General features: G+C 69.8%; 26 protein-coding genes and 2 pseudogenes. 14 read left to right on the top strand and 14 right to left on the bottom strand.

What is annotated here, in order from left to right:
• Positions 1-160: 160 nt before the first annotated feature.
• Both BLW82_RS08615 and BLW82_RS08610 read left to right on the top strand, forming a co-directional pair.
• Entirely contained in the window at positions 161-433 is a 273-nt protein-coding gene (locus tag BLW82_RS08615) for a hypothetical protein (protein WP_055495844.1), read from the top strand.
• A gap of 283 nt (positions 434-716) precedes the next feature.
• Complete coding sequence (locus BLW82_RS08610) at positions 717-1,205, top strand: DUF5994 family protein (RefSeq protein ID WP_093498236.1); 489 nt, start codon at positions 717-719, stop codon at positions 1,203-1,205.
• Between the two features lie 38 nt (positions 1,206-1,243).
• Here the strand turns inward: BLW82_RS08610 and BLW82_RS08605 are convergent, their stop codons facing one another.
• From BLW82_RS08605 to BLW82_RS08595, 3 genes are all read right to left on the bottom strand, one after another.
• Positions 1,244-2,512, bottom strand: a complete 1,269-nt coding sequence (locus BLW82_RS08605; RefSeq protein ID WP_093498235.1) for an ATP-binding protein — start codon at positions 2,510-2,512, stop codon at positions 1,244-1,246.
• 120 nt (positions 2,513-2,632) lie between these two features.
• On the bottom strand, positions 2,633-3,496 hold the full coding sequence (locus BLW82_RS08600) for a slipin family protein (protein ID WP_093498234.1): 864 nt from the start codon (positions 3,494-3,496) through the stop codon (positions 2,633-2,635).
• Positions 3,497-3,632: 136 nt separating this feature from the next.
• A complete protein-coding gene (locus BLW82_RS08595; protein ID WP_093507934.1) occupies positions 3,633-4,322 on the bottom strand; it encodes a DUF5994 family protein in 690 nt (229 codons plus the stop codon).
• A 356-nt stretch (positions 4,323-4,678) separates the two neighbouring features.
• Here BLW82_RS08595 and BLW82_RS08590 point away from each other — a divergent pair, with 356 nt between their 5' ends.
• Complete coding sequence (locus BLW82_RS08590; RefSeq protein ID WP_093498233.1) at positions 4,679-5,284, top strand: DUF5994 family protein; 606 nt, start codon at positions 4,679-4,681, stop codon at positions 5,282-5,284.
• A 61-nt stretch (positions 5,285-5,345) separates the two neighbouring features.
• On the opposite strand, the gene BLW82_RS08585 is transcribed toward BLW82_RS08590, so the two are convergent.
• The 7 genes from BLW82_RS08585 to BLW82_RS08560 form a co-directional block, all read right to left on the bottom strand.
• Complete coding sequence (locus tag BLW82_RS08585) at positions 5,346-6,587, bottom strand: PP2C family protein-serine/threonine phosphatase (RefSeq protein ID WP_093498232.1); 1,242 nt, start codon at positions 6,585-6,587, stop codon at positions 5,346-5,348.
• 304 nt (positions 6,588-6,891) lie between these two features.
• The gene (locus BLW82_RS43865; RefSeq protein ID WP_093498231.1) at positions 6,892-7,047 is read right to left on the bottom strand and encodes a DUF6131 family protein; all 156 of its coding nucleotides are present in this window, start codon (positions 7,045-7,047) and stop codon (positions 6,892-6,894) included.
• Positions 7,048-7,131: 84 nt separating this feature from the next.
• Positions 7,132-7,740, bottom strand: coding sequence for an alkaline shock response membrane anchor protein AmaP (locus tag BLW82_RS08575; protein WP_093498230.1), 609 nt, complete (start codon positions 7,738-7,740; stop codon positions 7,132-7,134).
• 28 nt (positions 7,741-7,768) lie between these two features.
• Positions 7,769-8,395, bottom strand: a complete 627-nt coding sequence (locus BLW82_RS08570) for a DUF6286 domain-containing protein (protein ID WP_256215713.1) — start codon at positions 8,393-8,395, stop codon at positions 7,769-7,771.
• Between the two features lie 112 nt (positions 8,396-8,507).
• On the bottom strand, positions 8,508-8,915 hold the full coding sequence (locus BLW82_RS08565; RefSeq protein ID WP_093498229.1) for an Asp23/Gls24 family envelope stress response protein: 408 nt from the start codon (positions 8,913-8,915) through the stop codon (positions 8,508-8,510).
• Entirely contained in the window at positions 8,912-9,079 is a 168-nt protein-coding gene (locus BLW82_RS44330; RefSeq protein ID WP_030645371.1) for a hypothetical protein, read from the bottom strand. Before BLW82_RS44330 ends, BLW82_RS08565 begins: the two co-directional genes overlap by 4 nt.
• Before the next feature lie 84 nt (positions 9,080-9,163).
• A complete protein-coding gene (locus tag BLW82_RS08560; protein ID WP_093498228.1) occupies positions 9,164-9,661 on the bottom strand; it encodes an Asp23/Gls24 family envelope stress response protein in 498 nt (165 codons plus the stop codon).
• A 154-nt stretch (positions 9,662-9,815) separates the two neighbouring features.
• On the opposite strand from BLW82_RS08560, the gene BLW82_RS08555 reads away from it, so the two are divergent.
• From BLW82_RS08555 to BLW82_RS08530, 6 genes and pseudogenes are all read left to right on the top strand, one after another.
• Positions 9,816-10,391, top strand: coding sequence for an RNA polymerase sigma factor (locus BLW82_RS08555; protein ID WP_177232883.1), 576 nt, complete (start codon positions 9,816-9,818; stop codon positions 10,389-10,391).
• Positions 10,382-11,053: an Asp23/Gls24 family envelope stress response protein gene (locus tag BLW82_RS08550; protein ID WP_093498227.1), complete on the top strand. Its 672-nt coding sequence runs from the start codon at positions 10,382-10,384 to the stop codon at positions 11,051-11,053. Before BLW82_RS08555 ends, BLW82_RS08550 begins: the two co-directional genes overlap by 10 nt.
• Positions 11,050-11,418 carry a hypothetical protein gene (locus BLW82_RS08545; protein ID WP_256215712.1) on the top strand — a complete coding sequence of 123 codons (369 nt, stop codon included), beginning with the start codon at positions 11,050-11,052 and terminating at the stop codon, positions 11,416-11,418. The genes BLW82_RS08550 and BLW82_RS08545 overlap by 4 nt, the downstream gene beginning before the upstream one ends.
• Positions 11,419-11,671: 253 nt before the next feature.
• Positions 11,672-12,554: pseudogene (locus BLW82_RS08540) on the top strand (SDR family oxidoreductase).
• A 260-nt stretch (positions 12,555-12,814) separates the two neighbouring features.
• Positions 12,815-14,128, top strand: a complete 1,314-nt coding sequence (locus tag BLW82_RS08535) for a PP2C family protein-serine/threonine phosphatase (RefSeq protein WP_093507931.1) — start codon at positions 12,815-12,817, stop codon at positions 14,126-14,128.
• Positions 14,129-14,488: 360 nt separating this feature from the next.
• Positions 14,489-14,719, top strand: a pseudogene (locus tag BLW82_RS08530) (GAF domain-containing protein); the annotation flags it as partial.
• A gap of 408 nt (positions 14,720-15,127) precedes the next feature.
• Here BLW82_RS08530 and BLW82_RS08525 read toward each other — a convergent pair.
• Positions 15,128-15,475: an ANTAR domain-containing protein gene (locus BLW82_RS08525; protein ID WP_371131480.1), complete on the bottom strand. Its 348-nt coding sequence runs from the start codon at positions 15,473-15,475 to the stop codon at positions 15,128-15,130.
• Positions 15,476-16,367: 892 nt separating this feature from the next.
• Here BLW82_RS08525 and BLW82_RS08520 point away from each other — a divergent pair.
• From BLW82_RS08520 to BLW82_RS08500, 5 genes are all read left to right on the top strand, one after another.
• Positions 16,368-17,219, top strand: coding sequence for a hypothetical protein (locus BLW82_RS08520; RefSeq protein ID WP_093498224.1), 852 nt, complete (start codon positions 16,368-16,370; stop codon positions 17,217-17,219).
• A gap of 524 nt (positions 17,220-17,743) precedes the next feature.
• The gene (locus BLW82_RS08515) at positions 17,744-18,958 is read left to right on the top strand and encodes a PP2C family protein-serine/threonine phosphatase (RefSeq protein ID WP_256216190.1); all 1,215 of its coding nucleotides are present in this window, start codon (positions 17,744-17,746) and stop codon (positions 18,956-18,958) included.
• A 659-nt stretch (positions 18,959-19,617) separates the two neighbouring features.
• Positions 19,618-19,836, top strand: a complete 219-nt coding sequence (locus BLW82_RS45270) for a DUF5994 family protein (RefSeq protein ID WP_371131479.1) — start codon at positions 19,618-19,620, stop codon at positions 19,834-19,836.
• A 30-nt stretch (positions 19,837-19,866) separates the two neighbouring features.
• Positions 19,867-20,739 carry a helix-turn-helix domain-containing protein gene (locus BLW82_RS08505; protein WP_093498222.1) on the top strand — a complete coding sequence of 291 codons (873 nt, stop codon included), beginning with the start codon at positions 19,867-19,869 and terminating at the stop codon, positions 20,737-20,739.
• Positions 20,740-21,272: 533 nt separating this feature from the next.
• Entirely contained in the window at positions 21,273-22,511 is a 1,239-nt protein-coding gene (locus tag BLW82_RS08500; RefSeq protein WP_093496986.1) for an IS256 family transposase, read from the top strand.
• A 328-nt stretch (positions 22,512-22,839) separates the two neighbouring features.
• Here BLW82_RS08500 and BLW82_RS08495 read toward each other — a convergent pair whose 3' ends face one another.
• The 3 genes from BLW82_RS08495 to BLW82_RS08485 all read right to left on the bottom strand — a co-directional run bounded on the left by BLW82_RS08495 (position 22,840) and on the right by BLW82_RS08485 (position 26,064).
• Positions 22,840-23,892, bottom strand: coding sequence for an HTTM domain-containing protein (locus tag BLW82_RS08495; RefSeq protein WP_093498221.1), 1,053 nt, complete (start codon positions 23,890-23,892; stop codon positions 22,840-22,842).
• A 79-nt stretch (positions 23,893-23,971) separates the two neighbouring features.
• Positions 23,972-24,556 carry a DUF5819 family protein gene (locus tag BLW82_RS08490; protein ID WP_093498220.1) on the bottom strand — a complete coding sequence of 195 codons (585 nt, stop codon included), beginning with the start codon at positions 24,554-24,556 and terminating at the stop codon, positions 23,972-23,974.
• Positions 24,557-24,873: 317 nt separating this feature from the next.
• Positions 24,874-26,064: an ice-binding family protein gene (locus BLW82_RS08485; RefSeq protein WP_371131315.1), complete on the bottom strand. Its 1,191-nt coding sequence runs from the start codon at positions 26,062-26,064 to the stop codon at positions 24,874-24,876.
• Positions 26,065-26,569: the final 505 nt, after the last annotated feature.

Here is a 26,569-nt window from a genome sequence, read left to right as displayed (position 1 = left end):
TGCCTTCCACTACAGCGATGTTCTGCCGGGGATCGGGCGTCGGCCCGGGAGGCACCGTCGGTCGGCGGTGGACGCGACCGTTCCGACGCGCCCCACCGCGACGGCGACCGCGGATGACATCGACTTCGGCCCGACGGTGGGCAGTAGAGGAAGGCGCGTGATGGCGATATTGCGAGACCGGAAGACGTATCGCGAGAGGATCATGCAGGCTCTCTACCAAGCCGCCGAGGGCAATCGCCTCCTGGGCGTCGATGGGGCGAAGCTCCGCACGGACCTCGGTATCCCTGAGCAGGACATGGCCGCTGCCTGTATGTACCTGGCAGGTGAAGGCTGGGTCGTCGTGGACTGGGAGAGGGGCAACACGCCCGCGATGATCACGCTGACGCACCAGGGGATCCGGCAGATGGAGACGGAAGAGGAAGGGCGTGGCTGAGCCGCCGCGTCGGCTTCTCGGACCGAAGTGAACCCTCGCAAGGATTGCTTATGGCGGATTAATCCCTTTGACGTAACCTGGAAAGCGGGTCGGAGCACGCTCACGTGCGATGACCCGGAAGGGCGGCTCCGGCGGGTATACGCCGGAGCCGTTGCCTGTTTCCGCAACCGCGCCCTGTGGCGAGGCGCTCGCGCGAGCGTCGTGCGGAGTACGGTGAGGTGGCAGGGTCGTATCGCGGTCGCACGCTCTGCGTCGCACGCTTTTCTACGGACGGGCGGACACCATGGCCGACTCAGACACCCCCGACCACCTCCCCAGGCTCCTGCCGGACGCCGTCCACCGGTCGGTGCACCCCGGGACGGCCCTGCTGCGGCTGGAGACGACACACGCACGCGAGGGAATCCTGGACGGCGCATGGTGGCCGCGGTCCCGGGACATCGGTGCCGAGCTTCCCTCGCTGATCTCCGCGTTGACCGAGCATCTCGGGCCTGTCACCCGGGTCGGTCTGGACGGCAGTGCCTGGGACGGACTGCCAACCCGGGTGGTGGTCGACGGCCGAGTCGTGCACATCGATTCCTTCCCGGTCGGTGACGACACCGTCCTCATCACCCGAGGCGAAGGGGACCTTTTCTCTCTGTTGCTGGTCCCTCCGGACACGTCGCCCGATGCGGCACGCGCCGCGATGGCCAGGGCCGTACGGGCCGAAAACGTCATCGAGGCCAGGCAGATCCTCATCGAAACGGGCAGCGACACGCCACCTACGCCGGCCTGACACGTCCGTCGCAGATCGACTCCCCATCGGCCTGGACGCTAGATGCGGGCGAACTCCTCCGTCTGCTGGGCGAATTCCCGGGCCATGGCGGCGCTGACCGTGGGCTTGGTGTCGCGGATCGTGTCCAGGTAGTCGTCGGTGGTGGGGGTGGTCCGGGTTCCGGTGTCGAAGGTGCGCTCGAACTGGGCCTGGGAGACGGTGCGCGCCGCGTGGGCGATGTCGGCGGGGGTGAACCCCTCGCTGGCGGACGCGAGTACCGCGCTGTCGGCCCGTGCGCCCGCTCGGGCCAGGTAGCTGTCCCACAGCGCGGTCCTGGCGGTGCGGTCGGGAGGGCCGATCGGCAGCACGTAGTCAAAGCGGCCGTGCCGCAGGAACGCGGAGTCGAGCGTGGTCACGTTGTTCGTGGCGCAGACGAGCAGCCGTCCGTCCTGGCTTCGGAACCGGACGATCGCCTTGAGCAGTTCGTTGACGACGCCGACAGCGGTCGCGTCCGCGCCGCCGCGTTCGCCGGCGACCTCCTCGACCTCGTCGATGAAGACGAGGACGTGGTCGAGGCGGGCGATCTCGTCGAAGCGCCGGTTCAGCCCGGTCGCCAGGCCGTACTCGGCGGCCAGACGGGCGGGGAACAGTTCGAGGAAGGGCCATCCCAGGCGGCTGGCGATCGCGTGCGCGAACGTGCTCTTGCCGGTCCCGGGCGGGCCGAACAGCATCACCGCCCGCGGCAGTTCCACTCCGTGCTGCGCGGCCAGTTCGGGACGGGCCAGCGGCAGGACCAGGCGCCGCTCGATGAGCTGCTTCTCCCGTTGCATGCCCGCGACTTTCTGCCAGAGCCCCCCTGGCGGCAGCTCCGCTCCGAGCGAGGACAGCGTGCCGGCCGACTGCGGGGTCACCGGTCCGCGTTTCTCGAAGAAGACCAGCCCGGGGCGGGCGCCGAAGTCGCAGTTGCGCAGGGCGGTGGCACCGGTCTCGCCCTGGGGCAGGGCGGCGTGCACCGCGCGGACGCCGGCGGCGAAGAGCCGTTGCTCAAGGGCGGTGATCAGGGCACTGCCCAGCCCGCGCTGCCGCCAGCCGGGCGCCATGCAGATGCGCAGGATCCATGCCCGTTCGCCCTCCACCCTGCTCACCGCGGCGCCGATCAGCACGTCGTCGGCCGTGGCCACCACGGCCGGGTGGCGGGTCTGGAGGGCCGTCACGGCGTCCGAGAGCGGGAACAGCGGCGGCTCCTCGGTCGTGCCGCTCTGCATGTCGACACGGATCACCGCTTCGAGATCGTCCTGGGTGTAGTCCCTGACCCGCCAACCCGTCATGATCAGCTCCGCGTGTTCGGCCGTACCCCCATCATCAGCCGGTGCCCGGAGGACGCGCGCGACAGGCGACGGTCACGAATCCTCCCTGGTGCCACGGATCGCTCGGGCCGTGGTCCGGCTTCACGCCGCGGTGCCGGGCGCGCTGCCTGCCGGGCTGAGGGACTTGTCGGTGCGGCCGGTGCCGGCCGGTGGCGCTGCCGTGGCGGGTGCGGCGGCAGCGGTTTCCCGGGCGAGGAAGGAGCCGAGCTCGCCGATCGTGCTCATGAGGGGGGCCGGGAAGACGACGGTGGTGTTCTGGTCGACACCGATCTCCACCAGGCTCTGGAGATTGCGCAGTTGAAGCGCAAGGGGGTGGGCCATCATGGTGTCCGAGGCGTCGCCGAGCGCGGCTGCGGCCAGGGACTCGCCCTCCGCGTTGATGATCTTCGCTCGCTTCTCCCGCTCGGCCTCGGCCTGGCGGGCCATGGCGCGCTTCATGGTGTCGGGCAGCTGGATGTCCTTGAGCTCGACCAGCGTGACCTGCACACCCCAGTCGACGGTGGTGACGTCGAGAATCTGGCGGATGTCCAGGTTGATACGGTCCGTCTCCGACAGCGTCTCGTCGAGCGTGTGCCGGCCGACGACCTTCCGCAGGGTGGTCTGGGCGATCTGGTTGATCGCCGCGCTGACGTTCTCCACGGCGACGACCGACTTCACGGCGTCGACGACCCGGAAGTAGGCGACCGCCGACACGTCCACGCTCACGTTGTCCCTGGTGATGATGCCCTGGGACTGGATCGGCATGGTGACGACCCGCAGCGACACTCGGTGCAGGGCGTCGACGAACGGGATGATGAACCGCAGCCCCGGGGAGCGTGTTCCGACGAGTCGGCCGAAGCGGAACAGCACTCCCTTCTCGTACTGCTTGACGACCTTCACGGACAGGGCGAGGGCCAGGACGGCCAGGAGGCCGATCACGACGATGAGAACGATCAGGGCTTGCATGTGCTGCTCCTCGGGACGAGGATCCGCCGGTCGAGGCCCCTGCATGTGCCTGCGCCGGTTCGTGAGGCAGGTCCGAAACCCGGGAAGGCACCGGTTGTGGCGGCCATCTCACATGCCGATGACCAGGCGACTGGCCTCACATGCCGATGACCAGGCGACTGGCGCGATCGGTCCGTGTCGGAACGGCCGCTGAGGCGGGGCCGTCCTCGTACTTCCCTGCCTCGTCCGGTTCGAGTGGCCGGTCGGCGGTGGAGACGGCGTGCCGGGTCTCGTCCGCGGCCATGAGAGCGCTTGCGGTCAGCGGTGGGCCGTCGTAGTCGGACGAGGCCGCCATCAGGCGGGCCGCCGACTTCGTCTCCGTCTCGGGTGGGATGACCAGCAGATCCCAGCGGCCGGAGCCGTAGGAGAGCAGCAGCAGCTTGTGCGGGTCGATCTCCGGGGTGAACCATCCGACCTTGACGACATGACCGCCCACGGCGATCTCGTGCGGGATGACCGGCCAGTACTTGGGGTTGACGGCGATGCGGGTGATGCGGCCCCACAGAGGGTCCAGCACATCGGTCAGTGCGGGCAGCTCGCTCAGCAGATCCCGGGAGCGGGGCCACCAGGCACCGTCGAGGAGGCCGCGCGACGGGCCGTCGGTCTTCAGCGCGAGACGCGCGGCCGGGGCTGCGACGGGCTCATGGTGTGGCAGGGGTTGGTGCAAGGTCGCCGACATGATGCGGACCCGTCTCCGGGCCGCCTCAGCGGCGACCCGGGTTTCGTCTCTCGCCGAGGACGACCCGGCGTGGAAGCCGGTGTGCGAAATGCCCTCGGTGCTGTCCACGGTACTCCGCACACGCCGGGGCGGTTGTGGAGGCGCCGCCGCATTCCGGAAACGGCTGTCGGTACCGGCGGCAGTGGGCCGAGGGGCCCTTCGTATGCCGGCACCCGGACCGGTCTCGCGCCCGACGCCCGCATGCCCCTGGCCCGGCACTCCTTGGCTGTCTTACGTGGGAGCTGTTCCTCGTGTTCCGTTCAGCCCGTCGCTCCCTGTCGCTCCCCGCCGGTCCGCCGGGCATCGGCGAGGAGTATCCTGGTGATTACCGAGAGCATCTCGTGCACCGGCTTCCACGCCGGGTCGTTCTCGGCGATTCATGACAACCGGGCCGGCCGTGACCGGCCCGGGGTTGGGTCCGCGCCATGACCGCGACCATTCCGTTCACACCCGCAGTCGGAGACCGGGCCCCTTCTTCGTCACCGCTCCGACTCACGCTGGCGCCGGCCGGTGCCCCTCCGGCCCTGATCGACGGTGTCTGGTGGCCCCGTTCGCGCAACCTGACGGAGCAGCTCCCGGCGCTCGTCGAATGTCTCGACCCGCTGTGGGGGCGGATTACCCGGATAGCGGTGAGCCGCACGTTCTGGCCAGTCATCCCGGGAGAAGTGCCCGCGCACGGCCACATGGTGCGCGTCGGCTGGTCCAACTCCGGGCAGGACCCGCACAAGCTGTTGCTGCTGTCCTATACGTTCGGCTGCTGGAGCCTGCTGGTGGTCCCACCGGAGACAGGGCCGGCAACCGCGGCCCGGCTCATGGCCACGGCCACCGACCCGTCACGGAGCCTCCCGCCGAGCGGCCTGATCCGTGAGGCCGAACGTCTCCGGGCCGCGGCAGAGGCAGCGGCCGACTCGGACTCGCTCCGGGAGGCGGTCTGGGACTCCGAAGGCGGACACGACGCCCCCCACCCCGCCTCACGTACTCCTGACGGGCCGGTCACCCGTCACGTGCCCACCGCGGCAGCAGGAGTGTGAGAGATCGGCGGTGGGGAAAGGCTGCGTGCTGTCGGCCTTTCCCTGGGGGTGGGAGGCCGGCTCACTCCAGGAGGGCGAGGTCGTCGGTGGCGCTCCCGCGCCATTCGATCAGCAGGAGCGTCGCATCGTCCGTCGTGATCCCGCCCCGCGCCCGTTGCAGCGTGTGGGAGAGGGAGCGCGCCACCGTCCGGATCTGCTGCGCCGCGGGCTCGAGGCGGTTCACCCACCCGATGAGCTGCTCCTCACCGAATTCCTCACCGCCGACATCGTGCTCCTCTGTCAGTCCGTCGGTGAAGCACAGGATCCGGTCGCCGGGCATGAGAGCCACTTCACTGATCCGGGGCTCGTGACCGCCGAAACCGACGGGCAGCGTCGTCGGGCCCTCCAGCCGTCGTACGACACGGTGTCCACCGATCAGCACAGGAGCGGGATGTCCGGCGTTGACCCACTGGAGCCTCCCCGTGGCCGTGTTGAGCCGCATCATCTGAGCGGTCGCGAAGTGGTCGGGGCCGAACTGCTCGGCGACGGCCCGGTCCATGAACGCATAGATCTCCGACAGGCCGACGCTGATGCGCCGGGCGTGCCGGTACGCTCTGATGACCACCGTGGCCATCGTGGCGGCGTCCAGTCCGTGGCCCATCGCGTCGACGATGGCCACATGCAGGACATCGCCGTTGAGGGCGTAGTCGAAGCTGTCGCCGGCCACGTCGTAGGCGGGTTCCAGCATCCCGGCCAGCTCGACCCGGGGCGTGGACATCGCCAGCGGTGGCAGCAGCGACCACTGGATCTCCGCCGCCACACTCATCGGTTCTCTGCGGCGCAGCCGGAAGAACAGATCGGTGTAACCGTGCTTGGTCACCAGCGTGTCGGCCACGAGTGAGGCGAGCCTGCGCAGCAGCCGTCGCTCGTCGTCCTGGAGACGGTCCAGGGTGACGGCCATGACGCCCACCTGGTCGCCACCGTCCAGCAGGGGCAGATAGACCCGCACACCGTCGGCCTGCGAAACCTCGACGGGACGAGCTTCCCGGAAGGCGCGTCCGGCGTCGGAGCCGCCGATCGGCTGCGGTTCCCCGGCCGCCAGCCCGTCACCCGGCAGGGGGACGAGCCGCACCTGGCCGTAGTACTGCAGGAAGATAGAGGTCTCGCGGCCGTCGAGCCTGCCGATCTGCCGTGCGACGAGCGGACCGAGCTGGTGCGGCGGCAACTCGTGCCCCTGGTCCAGCAGGACTCCCAGAAACTCCTCCCCGAAGCACTCCGACCGGGTGGAGCCTTCCGCGGGTCCTTGCCGCTCACCGCCCGCCATCGCCGTGGCCCGGGGGGACGTTCTGGCGGATCTTCACGAAGGCGCTGTGCATACGAACTCCCGACGGAGACTCACGGGCCGACGCGGTGGGGAACTTCCGCCCGGATCGTGGGGGCCGGTCCACCGACTCCCATCGAGTCGGCCGTGCGCTCGTGCGCGCCGCGTCCGAGCCGCGGCGGCTGGTCGGCACCGGCGGCGACCTCTGCCGGATCGACCTCTCCGGCGCCGCGAACGTTTTGAGGGGTCCGCGCCGTCTGCCGCCCTGCCCGCGGCCCGGCTCACTGCCTGCGGGGCAGGATCCCGACTACCAGTAGTGGCGTCGACCGGCGACGGCGTGTCCCATCGCGCCGAGGATCCACAGGATGGCTCCGACGACCAGCAGGATGATTCCGATGGTCCACAGGATGGATATCCCGGCGAGGAAGCCGACGACGAGCAGAATGATGCCCAGGATGATCATGATCTCTCCTTTGGGGAGTAGTGCTGAGTCCCTGCGAACTACGAGGGACTGAAAGCGCGTTGAGGTGGCAATGGTCGATCCCTTCTACTCCACCCGGTGTGGTTTGTGGCGGGCGACCTGCAGGCGGACCTCGGTGGGCATGTCAGCAAGGCCGGTGGACCGCCGGGCGGTGCGGAGCGGGCCTTCACACAGGGCACCGAGAGTGGCGCCGGGCGTGCCCTCGGGAGTGAGGGTGAGCTCGATGCGGGTGCGGTGGCGGCCCGGTCGGCCGGTGATGAGTACGGCCGCATGGCCTACCCCTGGCAGGGCACCGGCTTCGTTCGCGATCGCTTCGCTGAGTGCCCGGTCGCGCAGTTCGACGCCCTCCTGCGGGGGTGTGCCGCCGACGGGCAGTGAGCCGGGGCGACGTCGGCTCAGCTGGGCGAGCAGCCACCACAGGGCGAGCAGGGCGGTGAGGACGAGGGCGGCGATGACCGCGGGCCACCACCACCAGCCCTGGCTGCTCCAGCGGGCCCGGTCGGCGGAGCCGAGCAGGACGTCGGCCGGGGTGGTCAGGGGCCAGCCGGCGGGTGGGGCCAGATCGTACCGCCGGTAAAGGCCGAGCCCGGCGAAGAGGATGAGCAGTCCGCCGCCGAGGAGGACCAGTCCGGCGAGGGCCAGCAGAGTGCGGTTGAGGGCGGATCGCGGCGTCATGGCGGGCTCCGGTGCTGCGGGTCTTGTGTCAGCGGGTGCGTCGCCGCGCCCGTACGGCGATGCGGGGAGGACGGGCGAGGGCGAGCCGGTCGCGCTCCTCGTCGAGGACGGCGGTGAGGTCGTCCTTCACCTGTCGGGGGTCTCGGAAGCGGACGTCCGCGCGGGCTTTGATGCGGTGGCGGCCCACCAGGACGTGCGCCGCGCCGACTCCGGGGACCCGCATGGCGGCGTCGCGCAGCAGGACGGCGGCGCTGTTGCGGTCCACGAAGGCCCGCAATCGCGGGCAGCCGGCGGGTGAGCGCAGGGGCAGCCAGCGTCGCTGACCGGGGGTGAGGGCCAGGACGATCAGCCAGACGCCGACGGCGGCGGCCACGGCGGCCCCCGTCAGCATCCACACGTCGTCCACCGGGCGGGTCGCCAGTTCGTCGGCCAGGTGCCGCCGCCAGGCCGCCGCAGGACGTCCCACCCGTACGGCGACGACGTCGACGAGCGCCGCGACCGCGGCCACGAGGATCACCGCGGCGACCATCGCCGCCGTGATGCGGCGCGCGGACCACTTGCGATGTGTTCGGTGTCCTCCTTCGCGCTCACCGGCTGTGAGGTCCGAGGTGGACACGTCGCGTTCGGGAGGGTCGGGCTCCTTCGTCAGCGGCACCGCGGCACGGTGCGTGGACGGCGCGGAGCCGCGGCCCGGGGGAGGTGGACCGGATGTCATCACGATCGCCCTTCCTGCACGGCGTGCCCGGTGACCCGGGCCGCCCGGCCGCTCACCGGACCCGCCCCCGGCTCGAGTCGGTGGCGGTCACCAGCCGCCGGACGGTGAGGAGGACCTCTCCCACTCGCAGCCCGGTCAGCTGGGCGACCCGTTCGGCGACGTCCCGCTGGATCCGCTCGCAGACACGGGGGATGTCGGTGGGGTAGGGCAGGTCCATGGTCAGATGCAGGCGCACCGATCCGGAACGGACGGCGGCGGAGGCGTGGGGTGCCGCAGGTCCGCCCCGATCGGGCGGTACGGCGGCGCGCCGCGACTGCGCCGCGCGCGCGGCCTGTGCGGCGATACGGGCGACCACCCTGTCCGGGATGACGGTGGCGCCCCGCTCGGCCGGGGGCGGCAGCCCGGCGGCCAGTGCCGGCGGGCCCGACCCCTCGCCGGGGGAACCGGGCCGGGTCTTCACCGCTGCCTCCGTGTCCGGAGGTCCAGGTCGCCCTGTACGACGAGGCCGACGATTAGCCCCGCCGCACCCAGGACCAGCACCAGCAGAAAGGCCCAGAAGCCGCCGAAGTAGCCGGCGAAGCCGAGGGCCATGCCGGCCGCGAGTCCCGTCGTTGCTGTGTTCATCTCGCACTCACCCGTCTCGCGAGCGTCCCTCTTGCCGTGATCATCCGCTCGGGCCCGAGGACACGGCGGTGCTCCTGGCAGCGGTCACCTCACGCGGCCCTCGTTCGGTTCGGTCTGTTCCTCCTCGTCGTCAGGCAGATGGACGTCGTCGACGGCGATGTTCACCTCGACGACCTCCAGGCCCGTCATCCGCTCCACGGCGCTGATGACGTTGGTGCGTACGCCGCCCGCGACGTCGACGATGGAGACGCCGTACTCGACGACGACGTCCAGGTCCACCGCGGCCTGCCGTTCCCCGACCTCGACCTTGACGCCGCGGGTGACCGCTCCGCCTCCGCCTCCGCCTGCGCCGGGGACGCGTTCGCGCATGGCGCCGAAGGCGCGGGCCATCCCCGCGCCCAGGCTGTGGATGCCCGGTACCTCGCGGGCGGCCATGCCCGCGATCTTGGCCACCACACCGTCCGCGATGGTGGTCCTGCCCCGTGTCTCGGCCGGAGCCCCGGCCCCGGTGCGGCCCTTGAGCGCGCTCACGCCCGCTTCGGGCCGGCTGCCCCCGCCGACGCTGGTGATGTTGTCCGTCATGGCGGTCGCCTCGATCGGTCGGCCGGGCACCGGAATGATGCCCGTCGAAAGTTGGACATATCGAGTGGCGGAGTCCTCACGTGCCCTGGTGTGTGACGTGCATCACATCTCTTTTCGAGGGTACACGGTCGTTCCGAGCCTGCGTGGGAGCGCCATGATCGAACGCACTGCTTCCTCACGACTGGGGTGCGGCCTGCCCGACCGTCTGCTGGCGGTGCGGGCGGCCGAGGGAGACGAGGACGCCTTCGCCGTTCTCGTCCAGCGGCACAGCCGCTCCCTCCTGACCCTGGCCCGCTGCATGCTGGGCAACCCCCAGGACGCAGAAGAGGCCGTTCAGGACGCCTTCGTCAGCGCCTGGCGCCACCTGCCGGAATACCGCCACAGGGCGGAGTTCCGCACCTGGATGTACCGGATCACCGTCAACCGCTGCCAGACCATGTGCCACCGCCGGCCGCCGCCCCTCCCCCTGGACACCGTCGCCGAACCCGCGGCGGGCGACGCGTGGAGCCAGCCCGCCCGGGCCGCCGAGCAGGACGCGGCCACGGCCGCCCTGTTCCGCGCACTCGCCGAGCTGGACGCCGGACAGCGGGTCTGCTGGATCCTGCGGGAGGTGCAGGGCCTGCCCTACAAGGAGATAGCGCACGTGACGCGTACCGGCGAGCAGACGGTACGCGGCAGACTGTTCAGGGCACGCCGATCCCTGCAGGAGGCGATGGGCTCATGGCGCTAGACGACCCGCACACGCGGCCTCCCGAACCGCCCGGAGCCGACGGGCCCCGCAACGGCTGGGCCGCCGCCGACGTGCCCCCGATCGCAGGCGATGAGGTACTGCCCTGCGGCCGCCTGCTCAGCCGGGTCTGGGAACAGGCGCGGGAGGCACCGCCGGCCGTGGACCCGCACCCGGCGTCCTGTCCTCACTGCCGAGAGGCGGTCGAGGGACTGGCCACGGTGAACGCGGCCGCCCGGACACTGCGCGACGAGGACCCTCCGGGCCTGCACGCACTCGCCGACCGGGTCATGGACGTCGTCAGGGCAGAGGTCCGGTTCGGGCGGCTGCTGCCCCTGGCCGACCCGGACCGGGACCTGCGGATCGCGGAGAGCGCCGCGGCGAAGGTACTGAGGCGGGCCGCGGACACGGTCCCCGGTGCCAGGGCCGCGACCTGCCGGCTCGTACCCGAGGGCAACGGCACCGACGTGCGGGTGACCATGACCCTGGCCGCCGCCCTCGACCGCCCGCTGCCCGAACGGGTCCACCAGGTGCGCCGATCGGTCCTCCACTCGGCCGGACAGGACCTGGGGCTCACGGTGACAGCCGTCGACATCACCGTGGCCGACGTACTGGAACCGGGACCGACCCTCGGTCCCCGCCTCCCGACGGGCGGTGGCGCATGATGACCGCCACCGGCACCACCGCGCTCCTCGGCGTCGCGGCCGAGGCAGCCCTCGCGGTTCCTGGCGTGGCCGCCCTGCAGCCCCGCCTCGCCCGGCGCCTCGCGGCAGCCGCCGCGCCCACCCGGGCGGACACCACGCCGCCCGAGGCCGGCGTACGCGCCGACCGGGCGCCGGACGGTTCCGGATGGCACATCGAGGTGCGCTGCGTCCTGACGGAGGGTCAGCGGGCGCTGGACATCGCCCGAATCGTCCACGACCGGGTGACAGCCACCCTCGTCACTCACCTCGCCACCCACGGTGCCGCGGAGCCGGTCACCGTCGCGGTCACGGTGACCGGTATCGCCGCCTGGCGCGACGCGGCATGAGCGGCGGCGCGGGCACAGGCCCCACGAACCGTCGTTCGGCAAGCAGCAGGTCGCCGACCGTGGGAGCACGCTGCTCCCCTCCGGAAGTCCTACATGGGCGGTCGCGGCTCAAGCCTCGATGCCGCCGACGATCCGGCTCTCGTGCGGGGTGACCGGCTGTGAGTTACGGGTACGCGGGGAGGCGGCCGACCACGGCAGCGGGAGAGATGAGGGTCGCATGCGTACTGTCCTCGGCAGCCGTCCGCCTGCCGCCATGCGCGACGGCCCACTGCGTGGCCGGGTCGCTATGGTCACGGGGGCGGCGCGCGGCGTCGGCGAGGCACTGGTGCGGCGCCTGTCCGCGGAGGGCATGCGGATCGCTCTGCTCGGTCGTGAGGAGGAGACGCTGTCCCAGGTGGCGGCGTCACTGGCCGTCATGACCGTCTGCATCGAGGCGGACGTGACCGATCAGGTCGCCCTCGACAGGGCTGCGCGGCAGGTCGAGGAGCGGCTCGGACCGGCCGACGTCGTCGTGGCCAACGCCGGCATCGCCGTCGGCGGGCCCTTCACCCGCACCGAGGCCGAGCTGTGGCGACGCGTCGTCGACGTCAACCTGGTCGGGGCGGCGAACACCGCGAGGGCCTTCCTTCCCCAACTCGAGCGGACCGGAGGTTACTTCCTCCAGATCGCCTCGACCGCAGCGTTCGGCTCCGCTCGGATGATGAGCGCCTACTGCGCGTCCAAGGCAGGCGCGGAGTCCTTCGCCCTGGCGCTGCGCGGTGAGGTCGCCCCCCGAGGGGGTCGCGGTCGGCATCGCCTACCTGCACTGGACCGGCACCGACATGATCGCCGGAATGGACGAGCACCCGGTGATGGGAGTCCTCTGCCGACACCAGCCGCCCTTCGCTCGGCGGGTCCACAGTCCCGCACAGGTGGCCGACTGGCCCGCCACCGGCATCACACACCGTGCCCGGAGCATCTACGCGCCCCCGTGGCTGCGCTGGTGCCAGCCCTTGCGGCCGGTCTTCCCGTTCGTGGTCGGCCGCATCACCCGGCGCGAACTGGGGGAGGGGTCGACCGACGAGCTCGGTGCCGATGTCGACGTGCTCGGGGCGGGCGGCCGCGCCGACTGGATGTCGGTCAGGCCCGAGACCTGACCCGTGGCGGGGGCCGAAGGCGTCCAGAGGGTGTCCGACAGGCCGTGCGACGTCCGCGCATGCTGCGATCGCAGAGCTAGAGCCGGCCGGACCGGCCGATCAGAACGCTCGGTAACACGCCGGAAGCAGGAGACTCGGCCCCGGGGAGACCGTAAGGACATGCCCGGGCCCCTGCCGTATACGGACGCGGTGCACTGCCCGGGGAGTGGTTTCCCAGGGTGGAAGCGGCCGTAGAGCCCTCAGGCGGGTAGGTGGTCGCCATGGACGAGGATGACGCGGCCGCGGCGCTGCGAGCGGCGCTCGACCAGCTGGCGTTCGCCACCCGGAGCGCGGCGGCGCTGTCGAGCACGCTGGACGCGGTCGAGGGGCTCAGGCGGGTGTGCCGCGTGCTGGTGCCGGGGCTGGCCGACTGGGCCGCGGCCGATCTGGTGGACGAGGACGGCGCCGTCGAGCGGGTCTGTGTCTCACACCGTGACCCCAACACCGCCCTGACCGGCCTGACGGGACCGTTGCCGCCGGTGCCGGAGACGCCAGGAGGACCGCTGTCCCGGGTGCTTCGCGGCGGCGGCCCCCTGCTGTTGTCGGCCGGGCGGCTGCCGACCGCGCAGGAGGCGTCCGATCCGCTGCACAAGGCAACCATGCAACCGTTCGCCCGACTCGGGGGAGACTCCGTGATCGTGGCACCCCTGCGGGCGCGCCGGCGAGTGCTGGGTGCGCTGACCCTCGTCAGGGGCGAGGGACACCCGCCGTGGGCCGAGGCTGACCTGGAACTGGTCGAGGACCTGACCCACCGCATCGCGCTGGCCCTCGACAACGCCAGGCTCTACGCCGAGACCCAGGCCGTCGCCGTGCGCCTCCAGCGCTCTCTGCTACCGGACCTGCCCGTCGTACCGGGTCTGCGCGTCACCGCCCGCTACTCCCCGGCGCTCGCCACCGCGCAGATCGGCGGTGACTGGTACGACAGCTTCGTCCTGCCGGAAGGCGGTGACACCACTTTGATCATCGGCGACGTCACCGGCCACGATCTGCATGCCGCCGTGACCATGAGCCAGATCCGGAACATGCTGCGTGGCATCGCCTGCGACCGCCGGGAGCCCCCCGGCATGATCCTGCGCCGCTTGGACCTCGCAGTCGACGCCCTCTACAGCCACCGCACCGCCACCTGCGTGTACGCACTGCTCAAGGGCCAGGAAGGAGGGCCGTACCAGCTGGAGTGGGCGAGTGCCGGACATCCACCACCCCTGCTGGTCACTGCGGACGGCGACACCACCTACCTCTGGGAAGCACACGGCCTGCTGCTGGGCGTCGACCCGCACGCCGAACGGCCCAGTGCCTGCCTGCCCCTGCCCGAGGGCAGCACCCTGCTGTTGTACACGGACGGTCTGATCGAACGGCGCGGCGAATCCATGGATCACGGCATGACCCGGCTCCGGCAGCACGCTGCCGCCCTGGTCGACCAGGACATCGACGAGCTGAGCGACGAGCTGATGAACGCACTCGTGGCAGGGGCCCACGACGACATCGCCCTGCTCGCCCTGCGACTGCCACAGTCGGACGAGGGCGTCTCGCCCTGAGGGCGAATCCTCGCCGTACGCGATGATCCTGCGACCGTGACACTAGGTGTGCACGCGCCGGCAAGGAGACAACGCAAGAGCCCGGATCATGTACGGGCGGCCTGCCGAGCAGCGAGGAGGGCGAGGCGGCCACCCGGGGGCCAGGAGATCGACACTCACGTCAGCGCCCGTCCGAGTCCGTCCGGCCAGGCGTCCTGCGGACGCGGTCAACCGCATCGCCGGGCCGGATGAGCGGACCGGCGGCTCGTTTCCCCACCGCGCCCGGGCCGGCGCTCCCCGGCTTCCGGAGCTCCGCCTGTCCGGCAGCACAAGCCCGACGGCTCCGCAGGGCGCGGTCCTCGGCGCGGGACTGCGCCGCGGACGGGAGATCACCGAGACCGCCATGGGCCATGTGCGGCTCGCCGCTGTTCGCGGCACGTGATCCTGCACGTCGGCAGCCGCGCTTGCCACTGCGTCCCGCTGCTCGACGAGCGTGGTGCCTTGCTGGGAGCGATCTCGACGCATCACGCCCGGCCCATCGCCGGATTCACCCGCAGCCAGCTCGCGGCCCTGCGCGAAACCGCCGACGTGGCGGGCAGCTGGCTGGCATGACACCGACGCACCGTCATCCCGGACGCCATGGAGGATCTCCAACGCACAGCGTCCCAGGCGTACGGAGCGGCTGTTCGGCCCGCGCCGGCCTGCCGCCCGGTGCCGGTACGCGGCCTCGGCGGGCACCGGCCCGCGTACATACAGCTTCTCGCTCAGCGCATGACGCAGACGAGAACGGACCGGCTACGACGTTGTCCCGAGCTGCGTTCCGGTTTGGCCCCGGCGCTTCGTAGCGTGCGTGATCAGCGACCGCCGGAGAGTCTGGCGTGCGACGTTTTGGTCAGATGGGTTCGGGGACACGTTGAGCGGAGGTCGCGTCGCGTGCGGGTTCGGAAGTGAGCTGGCATTCCACTCGTCCGCCCGCCCTGCCGTCCGACTCAGAACGCGGGCGGCAGAGCTGTTCTGCGTTCAGATGTATCGTGCGGTGGCCAGTGCCTTGTCCAGGGAGGTGCGGATCTCGTCGGGCAGCTGTTCGCTGTGTACCCACTCCACGATCAGTTCGGAGACCTGCCGCAGTTTCGTATTGGTGTGCTGTGAGACCTCTCGTAGCACTTGGAAGCCCTGCTCGGGATGCAGGCCACCGAGGGTGATGACCACACCGATCGCTTGGTCCACCACGGTGTGGGAGACGACGGCCTCCTGCAGCTGACTGACTTCCGTCTGCAACTCGCTGATTTTGTTCAGGAGCGGTGTCCGTGCCGGAACCAAGTGCCCCTCGAGCCGCATCGGGGTGCCGTTCAGAGAGTCTTCCATCATGATCACATCCCAGACCTCGGGTTTCCCGTCCGGGTCGCCGGTGCCGTACGGAATTGCGAGGACGACAGTTCGACTATTACCCCAGGTTGCCGTTTTCGTGCATCCCGTTCCACGGCGCGCAGCAGCCGGTGGAGCGGAGCTCACTCAGGGTTCAACTCGGCCATGACGGTGGGCCCTGCCCTGCGACGATCTGTACCGCTCGGATCGCGGGATGTGCCGTCCATGGTCGCGGGTGGCTGTCGGCGCGCCCGATCCGGGCGGAGGACTGTTCGCCCATCAGATACCGGGGCAGGATCACGAGGCCGGGTATCGTCCTGGCTCGACCGACCGTGTTCACAGTCGGTTCGCGGGTCTCCGGTGCGGGCGCCGACGGCCGTGCGTTCGGAGTGCATCAACCGCAGCCGGAAGAAGACGTCTTGATCGCGGCGTCCCAGAGCATCCCCTCCTCCCGGGGCCCTGCGCACCGGTCGCGGCTTAGATTGAGCGCCTGTCGCACATCGCGGCAGCCATTTCGGTGTGGGTGGGGGACTCGGGAGGGGGACTCGGAGGCGGGCGGCGTTCAGCAGCGTATCCATGGGGCTGGCTCGACTCAGGCTCCTCCGGTTCAGCCAACGAGCCGGGGTAGCTGCTGACGGGACCGCAGTGGTGGTGCCCATGGCCCCGCCGTTGGTCTGGCGGGTGGTGACGGCGAGTTCCACGCACGACCCTGTGCCATCGCGACCCGGGAGGTGCCCTCATTCCGCGGGAGCGCTGCCCGCTGCTGTGGGCACTGGCCGAGAGGCGTGCGGCACGCGGGGACGACGACAGGTGCCTGCGTGGTGACGGACGGCTGGTCCCGATCTCCTGGTCGGCCACCCCCCTGGCGGACGACGTCTCCGGCGTCTGCCAGGGCATGGTCGTGTTGATCGTCGAGACCGCGGCGGACCGCCGTGCCGGTAGGGAACGAGCGGAACGCGCCGAGCGGTCGGAACGGGTGGAACAGGCGGAACGGGTGGAACAGGCGGAACGAGCGGCTCATACGAGCGCTCTGGAGAGCCTCGCCGAGCGGCTGACACTCGTCGCGGAGATCACCGACGTGCTCGGTCAGACCCTGGAGGTGGACGAGGCCCTCGCCCGGATAAGCCGCAGCCTTGCTCCCCGCCCCGCCGACTGGGCCGCGGTGGACCTGCGGGTCGGCTCCCGTCAGGTGCACCGAGTGGCCGTGACCGGTCCGGAGGGCCGTGCAGCCGGGCAGGAGGACTGGCGCGGCCATCTGCCCCCGGTCGGGGAGGCGACCTACTCGCCCCTGGTCCAGGTACTGATAGGAGGCGCTCCCGTCCTTCAGGAGCGGGTGGACCTGGACGCACCGCCCGACTCCCCGCTGGCCACCGTGCACAGCGCCTTCCTGGGAGCGGCCGGTGCGGCATCCGTCTTCTGCTCGCCGACCACGGCGCCGCGCTCGGCGTCGCCGAGGCTCGCGAGCGGCTGGAACTACTGCGGGTCATCGGTATCGAGGAATGCCCCACGGAACGGGCCCGACGGCACGGTGAAGCGGCCGGCCATGGGACCCGGCTCGGCATTCGGCGGTCAGGTCGGCGGAGTGGCCGCCCCTGAACTGCGGGATTGCGGGCCGGCTGCGTTGCGGGTCCACGTCAGCACGGGACCGGTGGCCGCCAACGTACCGGCCGCGTGGTCGGCAGCGGGCGCGACGCTTGCTGAAACTCCCCACTCCGCTGAACGCCGGACCAAGTGGGGCGACAAGTAGCCCTGGCCGCTTTCCGGGCCCTGTCCGCAGTTTCGTGAATCCCCAGGTCAGCGAGGGGAACGACGGGCACAGCGCTCACGGCGCGGTGAGGTTCTGTTCGGCAAAGAGGCGTTCCGGAGCAGCCCTGGCGCCCTGGAGGCGACCCTGGAGTCGCTCGAAGGCGAGCCTGCTGGATTTCCCGTACGACCAGCTCGCCGTCCAGGGCCGTCGCGTCGGCAGCTGGACCGTGCCCGAAACGAACCTCGGGGAAGGACGGTGCGAGGTTCCTGCCCCTGCGATAGCGCAACACCAAACGCCCGGCATCCAGAGAGAGCAGCGCTCTCCAGCGATCGTTCTCCAGACTCTGGCGTGTCTCCTAAGACATGGGCCCGTCGAGCCGCTTTTGTACAGAGCAGCCGTGGCGGCACCGTCCGCGGGCGAACGCCGGAGCGTGACTGTTCACGGATTGACGCTCACTGCGGTTATTACCAAGCTGGTGGGGGGTTGTGGAAAGGACTGCGGTCGTGAGCGGTGGACAAAGTGGGATCACCCGATTGCTGACAGCAGCGGAGACAGCGGCGCCGGCGGACGCCGTCGACGTGATCGCGGAGGACCTGCGGCGGCGTTTCGAGGCCACTAAGGTCTCTTTCCTCATCGTGGACCTGACGGGGAAGGCGGTGGCTCGGCTGTCCACCGCTCCCACTCAGGGTGGGCGGCAGGCCGAGCGGGTTCCCCTGTTCGGCAGTGTCTACGAGGAGGTGATCCGTACCCAGCGCCCGTATCAGGACGCGACCGGCGAGGGGCAGCGGGTGATCGTGCCCGTCACCAACCGCGGGGATGCGATCGGGCTGCTGGAACTGCTCCTGCCGACCGGCCCTGGCGAGGATGTGCTCGACGCAGTCGGGGAAGCCGCCCACATCCTGGCCTACATCGTGATCGCCAACGGCCGCTTCACCGATCTCTACACCTGGGGCAAACGCTCCAAGCCGGCCACCCTGGCAGCTGAAATCCAGTACCAGCTGCTGCCCCTGTCGCTGTCGTGCGAGGCCGCACAGTTCACCCTGTGCGGGAACCTGGAGCCCTCCGAGGACCTCAGCGGCGACACCTTCGACTACACCGTGGACCGCGACACCTTGCACGTGTCGGTGACCGATCCCATGGGCCACGACATGGATTCCGCCCTGGCCGCCACGATCCTGGTGGGCGCCCTGCGCGGTGCCCGCCGGGCGGGCACCGGCCTGGGCGAACAGGCCCACCGGGCAGACCAGGCACTGATCGAACACGGCCACGGTCATGCCACCGGGCAGCTCCTGCGCATCAATCTCCATACCGGGCGGGCCCGGTTCGTCAACGCCGGTCATCCCTGGCCGCTGTGCATGCGCGACGGGGCTGTGGAGACGATTGCCTGCGAGGTGGACCATCCCTTCGGGCTGTCTGAGCTGACTCCCCACCCGTACCGTGTGCAGGACCTCGACCTGCGGCCCGGTGACCGTCTGCTCATGGTCACCGACGGCATGCTCGAACGTCACGGAGAGAAGGTCGATCTGCCCGCCCTGCTGGGGTGTACCCGGAATCTGCACCCGAGGGAGACCGTGCTGGCGCTGACGTCCGCGGTCCGGGACGCCGCCGACGGCCGGCTCGAAGACGATGCCACCGCCGTCTGCCTGGACTGGCACGGCCCCCAGGAGACCCAGCGGCACGTCAGCAGCGGCGCAGACACCCGGCAAGCCTCAGCCGCACGCACGGAGGACCAGTCGTGACCTGGGTGAACGGTGCCAACGCGAATGAGACATCACGAGGTGTCTGGAGAACCGTCCCACTTCTCCTCGGCGGCCCACCCATCGGGCGGCGCCGGGTCGGTGACGGGGGCCGCGAGCATCGGGTCCGGCAGCGCCCACATGCGCCATGCCTTCCACGCGGGCGCCCCTTCGTGCGGTGCTGCTGTTCCCCGTTACTCGAGTAGACCGAGTTCCCAAGCACTCGCCGGTGCCTTTGCCGAGTTGCTAGGCAGCCTCTTTGGCAGCCCGCCCCATGACTTGCGGACAACCGTGCACCAGAATGAGGGCTCGAAGCCGTTCGTGCGATGGCCGATGGAGGGCGACCGTAAGGCGGCCCAGACGGCTGTCTGTCATTGCCGGTCGCGAGTGGGCGGGGAGTCAACTCATTCTCAGCCTGCTCCGGCCAGGTTGGGCATTGGTTCGGGCGAAGCCATCCGACGCCGTCACTCCCGCCTCGGACAACGCAGTCCCATCGCCTACGAGACGGCACTCGCCACGACAGCAACTACCCTGGCCCAAGCCGCATAGCCCGTGTCCAAGAATCCGGGTTAAGGCCCGTCTGACTCTTGAGGCGATCTCGTACCCCGCGACGCGAACCTGGCGGTTGTTGAAGCCGAGGGGGCGAAGGTCGTTGCGGCCTACTGCTCAGACTCGAACTGGCACCCGCCGGCACCACTCCAGCACTGATCGGCGGCGCCTGGTGGCCCCGCTTCCGCGATCTGAAGGCGGAGCTTCCGGCGCTCATCGAGGTCCTCGACCCGCTGTGGATGACAACGTCACAGTCCGTTTCACCGATCCACGCACACGACGGCATGGCACATGATCGACAAGTCGTGCCCCATGGCAACCTTCGGACCTGACAACACCGTGGATCCGGAGGTACCCCGCGCATGACGGTGATCATCAGCCCCACCGTGAGGAGACGCCGTCTGGGGGCCGAACTGCGCCGGCTCCGCCATGACAGTGGGCTGAAGAGCACGGAAGTGGCTGAGCGGCTCATGGTCTCCCAGCCCAAGATCAGCCATATGGAGAACGGCCGCCGTGCCATCAGCCCCCGCGATGTACGCGACCTTTGCACCATCTACGGGGTGACGGACCACCAGGTCGTCGACTCCCTGATGCGCATGGCCCAGGAGTCGGCACAGCAGGGATGGTGGAGCGCCTACGGAGAGCACCCCCGCAGCGTCCATATCGGCCTCGAGACGGACGCCGCCTCGATCCATGCCTATGAGCCCATGGTGATTCCCAGCCTGCTGCAGACCCCCGCCTACGCCAGTGCCGTCATCGAGGAAACGATTCCCTCGATCACTGCCGAACAGGCCGCCCGGCGCCTCAAGGTGTTGCTACGCCGTCAGCACCGGATCTACGACCCCACCTCACCACTACGTCTGCGGGTCGTCCTGGAGGAATCGGCACTGCGCCGTGTCGTCGGCGGCCCCGACGTCATGCGTGAGCAGCTGGAGCATCTGAACGCACTCGGCGCCGAGCCGCACATCACCGTGCGAGTCCTCCCCCACACGGTGGGCGCCCACCCGGGACTCTCAGGACAGTTCTCCATCCTGCGGTTCGCCGACGGCCTGCAGACAGAGGTGGTGTACCTGGAACGCTTCACCAGCGACCTTTACCTGGAAAGACAATCCGCCGTACAGCAGTACGCCATGATGTACGACCACCTCCGGGCCCGAGCCCTAAGCCCGGAAAGCACGCACGACTTCATCACCGACGCCACCAAGTCACGCATCGACGCGACAAACCGCCCCTGAGTATTCCGACGGCCTCACCGCGGGAGTCGCACCCACCACGCTCTCCAAGCCCTCCTCCGGGGTTCGGTGGGAAACGGGATTTTCTGACCTGGGGCGGAGCGAGCGGTAGCGGCACCATTGAACGGCGCCGGACGGGGGCGAACGAGACCCACCAGGCTCGGGTCCGCCTTCCGCCTCGCCTTCTCCCACACCCTCACTGAAGGCAGCACGGGTGGTTGCTCGTGCCGTGACCTCAGCCGGTGACAGGCGTTATCGGGGATGGCACGCGTGCGCCGGTGTCCTGTGGTTCCGCGGCTGCTTTCCTCGGCCCGTGCCGGGGGACCACGAACGCGTTTGGCCCCGGTGACCGACTGCCATTGGAGACGGCCTCTGGTTTCCCCTCAGAGACCAGGGGCCATGGTTGCGTCTCTGGAAGTGGTGTACCGGTTCCCACCTGATCCGGGTGTTTGTCCCGGCGTCGGAGTGAGGGTCCGGATATGAGAACGGCCACCGGCTGATCTTCGAGATGTCTAGGCTCGAAGGAGATCAGCACGATGACCGCACCAGACAGTCTGCCCCTGCACGCTCTCGCCGAGGACAACCTCGCCGCGGCGAGTCCCGATCTGCTGCGCGCGATGGTCAAGACGTTCGCCGACGCGCTCATGTCCGCGGAGGCCGATGCCCTCTGCAATGCCGAATACGGGCAGGTCAGCGAGGAACGCGTCAATCACCGCAACGGTTATCGCCCGCGCGAGTGGGACACCCGCGCAGGGACCGTCGAACTCGCCGTCCCCAAGCTGCGGCAGGGCAGTTACTTCCCGCACTGGCTCCTGGAACGCCGCCGGCGGGCCGAGCAGGCCCTCGTCTCGGTGGTCGCCACCGCCTACCTGCTCGGTGTGTCCACCCGCCGCGTCGAGAAGCTCGCCGAGTCCCTCGGCGTCACCCAGCTGTCGAAGTCCCAGGTCAGCGCGATGGCCAAGCATCTGGACGATCAGGTCACCGCGTTCCGCAACCGGCCGCTCGATGCCGGGCCCTACACGTTCGTCTGGGTGGACGCGCTGACCCAGAAGGTCCGCGAGGGCGGCCGCATCATCAACGTCCACGCTCTGATCGCAGTCGGCGTCAACGCCGACGGACACCGCGAGATCCTCGGCATCGACGTCGCCACGGCCGAGGACGGTGCGGGCTGGCTCGCCTTCCTGCGCTCCCTGACCGCCCGCGGCCTGTCCGGTGTCCAGCTGGTCGTCTCCGACGCGCACACCGGCCTGGTGAACGCGATCGGCGCGGTCCTGCCCGGCGCATCCTGGCAGCGGTGCCGCACGCATTACGCCCGAAATTTGCTGAGCCAGGTCCCGAAGTCCGCTCAGCCGTGGGTGGCCACCCTGCTGCGGACCGTCTTCGAACAACCCGACACCGACGCTGTCCAGGCCCAGATGCGGCACGTTCTGGATGCCCTGGAAGCCAAGTTCCCCAAGGCAGCAGCCCACTTGGACGCCGCTCAGCACGACCTGCTGGCCTTCACCGCCTTCCCACGCGAGATCTGGCGGCAGATCTGGTCGAACAACCCACAGGAACGGCTGAACAAGGAGATCCGACGTCGCACCGACGTCGTCGGCATCTTCCCCGACCGCACCGCGCTGATCCGCCTGGTCGGCGCCGTGCTGGCCGAGCAGAACGACGAATGGACCGAGGCCCGCCGCTACATGGGACTCGACCTGCTGGCCAAGGCCCGGCTCCACCCGATCGAGTCAGAAACCGACGAGACCGTCCTCCCGACCGAACTCACCGCATAGCCTCAAAACGAGATCACCGAGTGGCCGGCGATACACCACTCCAGCGGACGTGACCGGGGCCATCGAAGTCAGGCAGCAACATCCACTGAGCGCGGGCACCGCCGTCCGGGCTTGCGGCCGGCCAACAGACCGGACGGAAGGCGGGTCTGCGCGCTGGATGGGTGGGGCTGCTGGACCTGGGGCCCAACCACGGTGCTTCTACCCGGTCCGGCAGCCCGGAGCGCGACGCCGAGGGTATCTGCTGGCCCTGACGAGGGCTGAAAGCCGTGATGCGCCGGATGGTCAGCGAGTTGGATGTCCGGTCGTGCAACGGCACCAAGTGTCGGCCTCAGCCGGTATGTTCCGGCTGCGGAGGTACCAGTGCAGCCTCTGCGGTCGGAGTCTGTGCCCCCCTGACGTCGGCCCACGGGACAACTCGCCGCGAGAGCTGTCCCAAGTACCGGTAGAAGCGGTCCGGAAGGAACACGGCGTCCGCGACGATCATCGCGCCGGAGAAGAGCGGCAGGCCCAGGAACACCGCGATACCCACGTGCATGCCCAACAGCGTGGTCAGGACGGGGTACTTGAGCCTGCCGAACAGGACGAACGGGAAGGCCACCTGCAACAGCACCGTCAGGTAGCAGGTGATGGCGATCAGTACGTCGTGTTCGTCCGCCATGGCGGAGAGCGCGGGCCAGGGCTGGAACAGGTCCAGATTCAGGACGTAATGGAGGGCGGTTCCGTTGCCCCAGGAGGCGCCCTGCACCTTGTACAGGCCCGCGGATCCGTAGAGGAAGCAGACCTGGGCGGCGATGACGAGCATGCCGCAGTTGTGCAGCACGGTGATCACTGTCAGGCGCGCGTCGCGGAGGTGGCGTCCCAGTTCGCCGGATGCCCGGTCCAGCGGAAGCAGGACTGTCTTGCCGGCGGATTCTCGGAGCCGGGCCCTGCGCGCGTCGAGGGACCAGCGTCGGCCGCATGCGGTGACGACGAGGTAGAGGGCCATGAGGAGGATGAGGTTGTCCCCTCCGTCCGTCATGAAGATCGCCCTGGCGTGGAACGACGTCACGACGACCGCGAAGAGTACGGACACCGCTCTGGTCCGCCAGCCCAGCATGAACAGTGCGGAGATGACGATGGCTGCCGCGTAGCAGACCTCGAAGTAAGCCCGGCTGTCGGACAGGGTGAGGATGCTGGTCCAGCCGGTCTGGTCGAAGAGCTGCTTGGCCAGTGCCGGCGTCCACGGTGAGCCGGGACCCCAGATCTCGTCGCGGTGGGGAAACTCGCGCAGCAGGAAGGCGAAGTAGAGGAACCCGTACCCGATGCGCAGAACCGCCGCGGCGTACAGGGAGATCGGCTGCTCCAGCAGGAGGGTGAGGAGCGCAGCGACACGGGCCGGCATGTGCCGCGGCGCCTGTGCGCCCGCCCGCTCGGCGCCGTGTCCGGGTCGCGTCGGCGGGGTTGCCGGGGGCGATGTCTGCTCAGCCTGTTGCATGGCGGGCCGCCTTCCACCAGGGCAGGTAACGGGTGTCGGTGGGCCGTGGTGGGGCCGTGCCGGGACCGGGGCCGCCCGCTGCGGGCGGCGCGGTGATGGGCAGGGTGACCACCCGCAGTTGGATGGACTCGAATGCGCTGTGGCGATGTGCGGCGACGCGATCCGCTGCGATGTTGCGCAGGTATTGTTGGATCATCAGAGCGCGTTGTGAGCGCGGATGGTCGTCGCCGCCGTGTGTTTCGACGTAGGAAGTCCAGGCCCGGCGCAGCATGTTCTGTGCTGTGTGGCTCGGGAAGGGATCGTGTTTCACCGCGGCTGTGTCGATGGCGGTGAGGTCGAACCAGCCGCTGACTACGGCGGTGCCGTCCGGGGCGGTGTGCATGGTCCTTGCCGAAATCTGCCGGTTGACCGACTCCGGGTCCGGGGCGAAGAGCCGCCAGTTCTGCTCGAACAACGGGAAGACCCAGGCGTTGACCTGCCGACTGTACTGCCGGGAGACGGGATTCGGCGGTGCCACCTGCAGGAACACCAGGAGCACATGCACCAGGGCCGCCGCCAGGCACAGGACCACGGCGACTTGTACTCCGGCCTTCAGGACGACGGGCGGCTCTGAAGACGCTGGGAACGCAGTCGGTCTCCCGCTCCCTCTCTGTACGGTCGGCCTGGCGCCCGCCTGGTCCGATTCGTCAGCATCTGCTGACGCAATGCCACCCCGGACGGCTCTATCCGGTCTTTCCGTCCCGACTTCTCGCACCTGGTTCTCCTGAGTTTCCGCCTGCGGCGTGCGGCGGAATCGATGACGATCCGCGCCGCACGCCACCCGTCCTAACCCGCGCACGTGGGTGGCTGCCTGCGAGCAGTCACCCACGCTGGAGTGGGTCGCGCATGCTAGGCAGGGTCACAGCCGTAGCTGTCGTCCTGGCCGGGCTTGTCGCCATACTCGTCGCCGTACCCGTTGTGTTCGGGTTTGCAGCCATGGCCGTTCCCACCGGAGGTACCACCGGTGGTGCCGGTGGTGGTACCACCGGTGGTGCCGGTGGTGGTGGCGCCGGTGGTGCCGGTGGTGGTGGCGCCGGTGGTGCCGGTGGTGGTGGCGCCGGTGGTGCCGGTGGTGCCGGTGGTGGTGGCGCCGGTGGTGCCGGTGGTGGTGGCGCCGGTGGTGCCGGTGGTGGTGGCGCCGGTGGTGCCGGTGGTGGTGGCGCCGGTGGTGCCGGTGGTGGTGGCGCCGGTGGTGCCGGTGGTGGTGGCGCCGGTGGTGCCGGTGGTGGTGGCGCCGGTGGTGCCGGTGGTGGTGGCGCCGGTGGTGCCGGTGGTGGTGGCGCCGGTGGTGCCGGTGGTGGTGGCGCCGGTGGTGCCGGTGGTGGTGGCGCCGGTGGTGCCGGTGGTCGTGGCACCGGTGGTGCCGGCCGTCGTGGTGGCACCCGTGGTGCCGGTCGCGCACTGCGGCCGGGTGATCGTGTTGGTGTCCAGCGTCACGGCACCGTTACGGGCCAGCGCCCGTCCCTCGATGGTCGCGCTCGTGGTGGCAGTGATCGAGGTCATGGCCAGGATGTTGCCCACGAAGGCGGTGCTGGTGCCAAGAGTGGCCGAACTACCGACCTTCCAGAACACATTGCACGGCGAGGCGCCGTTGATGAGGGACACGCTGCTGCCGGACGCCGTCGTCAGACCCGAACCGATCTGGAACACCCAGACGGCGTTGGGGTCCCCATGGGCATTCAGGGTGAGGGTACCGGTGAGCCCGAGAGTGGTGGAGGCCGTGTAGACGCCCGGATCCAGTTCCAGGCCACCGGCGTCCGGGGGAAGTGCCCCGTCGGAGGGCTGCCCGGCAGCGTCGTCGTACGCCGTGATCAGGTCGGTCTGGGCGTCCTGGGCCACAGTGTCCGCAGAGTGCTGGGTCCCGTTCACCACGGCGGGCGGCCCGTATCCGGTGATGGACGTGCCCGGAGACACTCCGACGTCCCCGGTGATCACCGAGGGGCCGGTGTTGGTGGTGGCCGAACCGGCCAGTACTGCGAAGCTGTCCGCCCTGCCCAGATCTACAAACGTGGCGAGGGCACTTGCCTGCGTCGGCGACACAGCGACTACGACAGCGGAGATCACCACGGCAAGTACCGCCGCGATCCATACCGACAAAGTGCGCCGCAGAGGCGCGACAGGGAAATGGGGCGTCATCGAAGGGCCAGCTCCTGTGAGGGGATGGAGACGTATTTGGCGGTTCTCCGTCACACTGAATCGCCTGTCTCTTCGCCTGGAATATTACGCAGGCGCATGCCGCAACTTGCAACTCATGCGCATGCTTTCGCCCAGCTTGGCGAGCCGATCACAAATACTCAGAAGATTTTTAATAGGCTGAATGGTCTTTCCTGCGTAGCCGAGACGGGTGACGCGGTGACGCCGCTTCCCAGGTCAGCTCAGGCAGCAAGGAAATTCATGCATCCGTAGCCCCTCGGTCGATGCCGCCCCCATCCGACACCCGGGGCCTCACCGGCGTGTTGAGTAAATGAGCAGCTCCGCGATTCTCTCCGGAGGAGATTCGTATCACTGGCGGAGCGGAAGGAGTACAGCGAGGAGATCATGAAGG

This window comes from Streptomyces sp. Ag109_O5-10, assembly GCF_900105755.1.
In the GTDB taxonomy this organism is placed as follows: domain Bacteria; phylum Actinomycetota; class Actinomycetes; order Streptomycetales; family Streptomycetaceae; genus Streptomyces.
This window is presented reverse-complemented; position numbering and strand designations above follow the sequence as displayed.

Coding starts and splice junctions, on each gene's coding strand:
- BLW82_RS08615 (WP_055495844.1), top strand. CDS start 161: ATGGCGATATTGCGAGACCGGAAGACGTATCGCGAGAGGATCATGCAG.
- BLW82_RS08610 (WP_093498236.1), top strand. CDS start 717: ATGGCCGACTCAGACACCCCCGACCACCTCCCCAGGCTCCTGCCGGAC.
- BLW82_RS08605 (WP_093498235.1), bottom strand. CDS start 2,512: ATGACGGGTTGGCGGGTCAGGGACTACACCCAGGACGATCTCGAAGCG.
- BLW82_RS08600 (WP_093498234.1), bottom strand. CDS start 3,496: ATGCAAGCCCTGATCGTTCTCATCGTCGTGATCGGCCTCCTGGCCGTC.
- BLW82_RS08590 (WP_093498233.1), top strand. CDS start 4,679: ATGACCGCGACCATTCCGTTCACACCCGCAGTCGGAGACCGGGCCCCT.
- BLW82_RS08585 (WP_093498232.1), bottom strand. CDS start 6,587: ATGGCGGGCGGTGAGCGGCAAGGACCCGCGGAAGGCTCCACCCGGTCG.
- BLW82_RS43865 (WP_093498231.1), bottom strand. CDS start 7,047: ATGATCATCCTGGGCATCATTCTGCTCGTCGTCGGCTTCCTCGCCGGG.
- BLW82_RS08575 (WP_093498230.1), bottom strand. CDS start 7,740: ATGACGCCGCGATCCGCCCTCAACCGCACTCTGCTGGCCCTCGCCGGA.
- BLW82_RS44330 (WP_030645371.1), bottom strand. CDS start 9,079: ATGAACACAGCAACGACGGGACTCGCGGCCGGCATGGCCCTCGGCTTC.
- BLW82_RS08560 (WP_093498228.1), bottom strand. CDS start 9,661: ATGACGGACAACATCACCAGCGTCGGCGGGGGCAGCCGGCCCGAAGCG.
- BLW82_RS08555 (WP_177232883.1), top strand. CDS start 9,816: ATGATCGAACGCACTGCTTCCTCACGACTGGGGTGCGGCCTGCCCGAC.
- BLW82_RS08550 (WP_093498227.1), top strand. CDS start 10,382: ATGGCGCTAGACGACCCGCACACGCGGCCTCCCGAACCGCCCGGAGCC.
- BLW82_RS08545 (WP_256215712.1), top strand. CDS start 11,050: ATGATGACCGCCACCGGCACCACCGCGCTCCTCGGCGTCGCGGCCGAG.
- BLW82_RS08535 (WP_093507931.1), top strand. CDS start 12,815: ATGGACGAGGATGACGCGGCCGCGGCGCTGCGAGCGGCGCTCGACCAG.
- BLW82_RS08525 (WP_371131480.1), bottom strand. CDS start 15,475: ATGATGGAAGACTCTCTGAACGGCACCCCGATGCGGCTCGAGGGGCAC.
- BLW82_RS08520 (WP_093498224.1), top strand. CDS start 16,368: ATGGTCGTGTTGATCGTCGAGACCGCGGCGGACCGCCGTGCCGGTAGG.
- BLW82_RS08505 (WP_093498222.1), top strand. CDS start 19,867: ATGACGGTGATCATCAGCCCCACCGTGAGGAGACGCCGTCTGGGGGCC.
- BLW82_RS08500 (WP_093496986.1), top strand. CDS start 21,273: ATGACCGCACCAGACAGTCTGCCCCTGCACGCTCTCGCCGAGGACAAC.
- BLW82_RS08495 (WP_093498221.1), bottom strand. CDS start 23,892: ATGCCGGCCCGTGTCGCTGCGCTCCTCACCCTCCTGCTGGAGCAGCCG.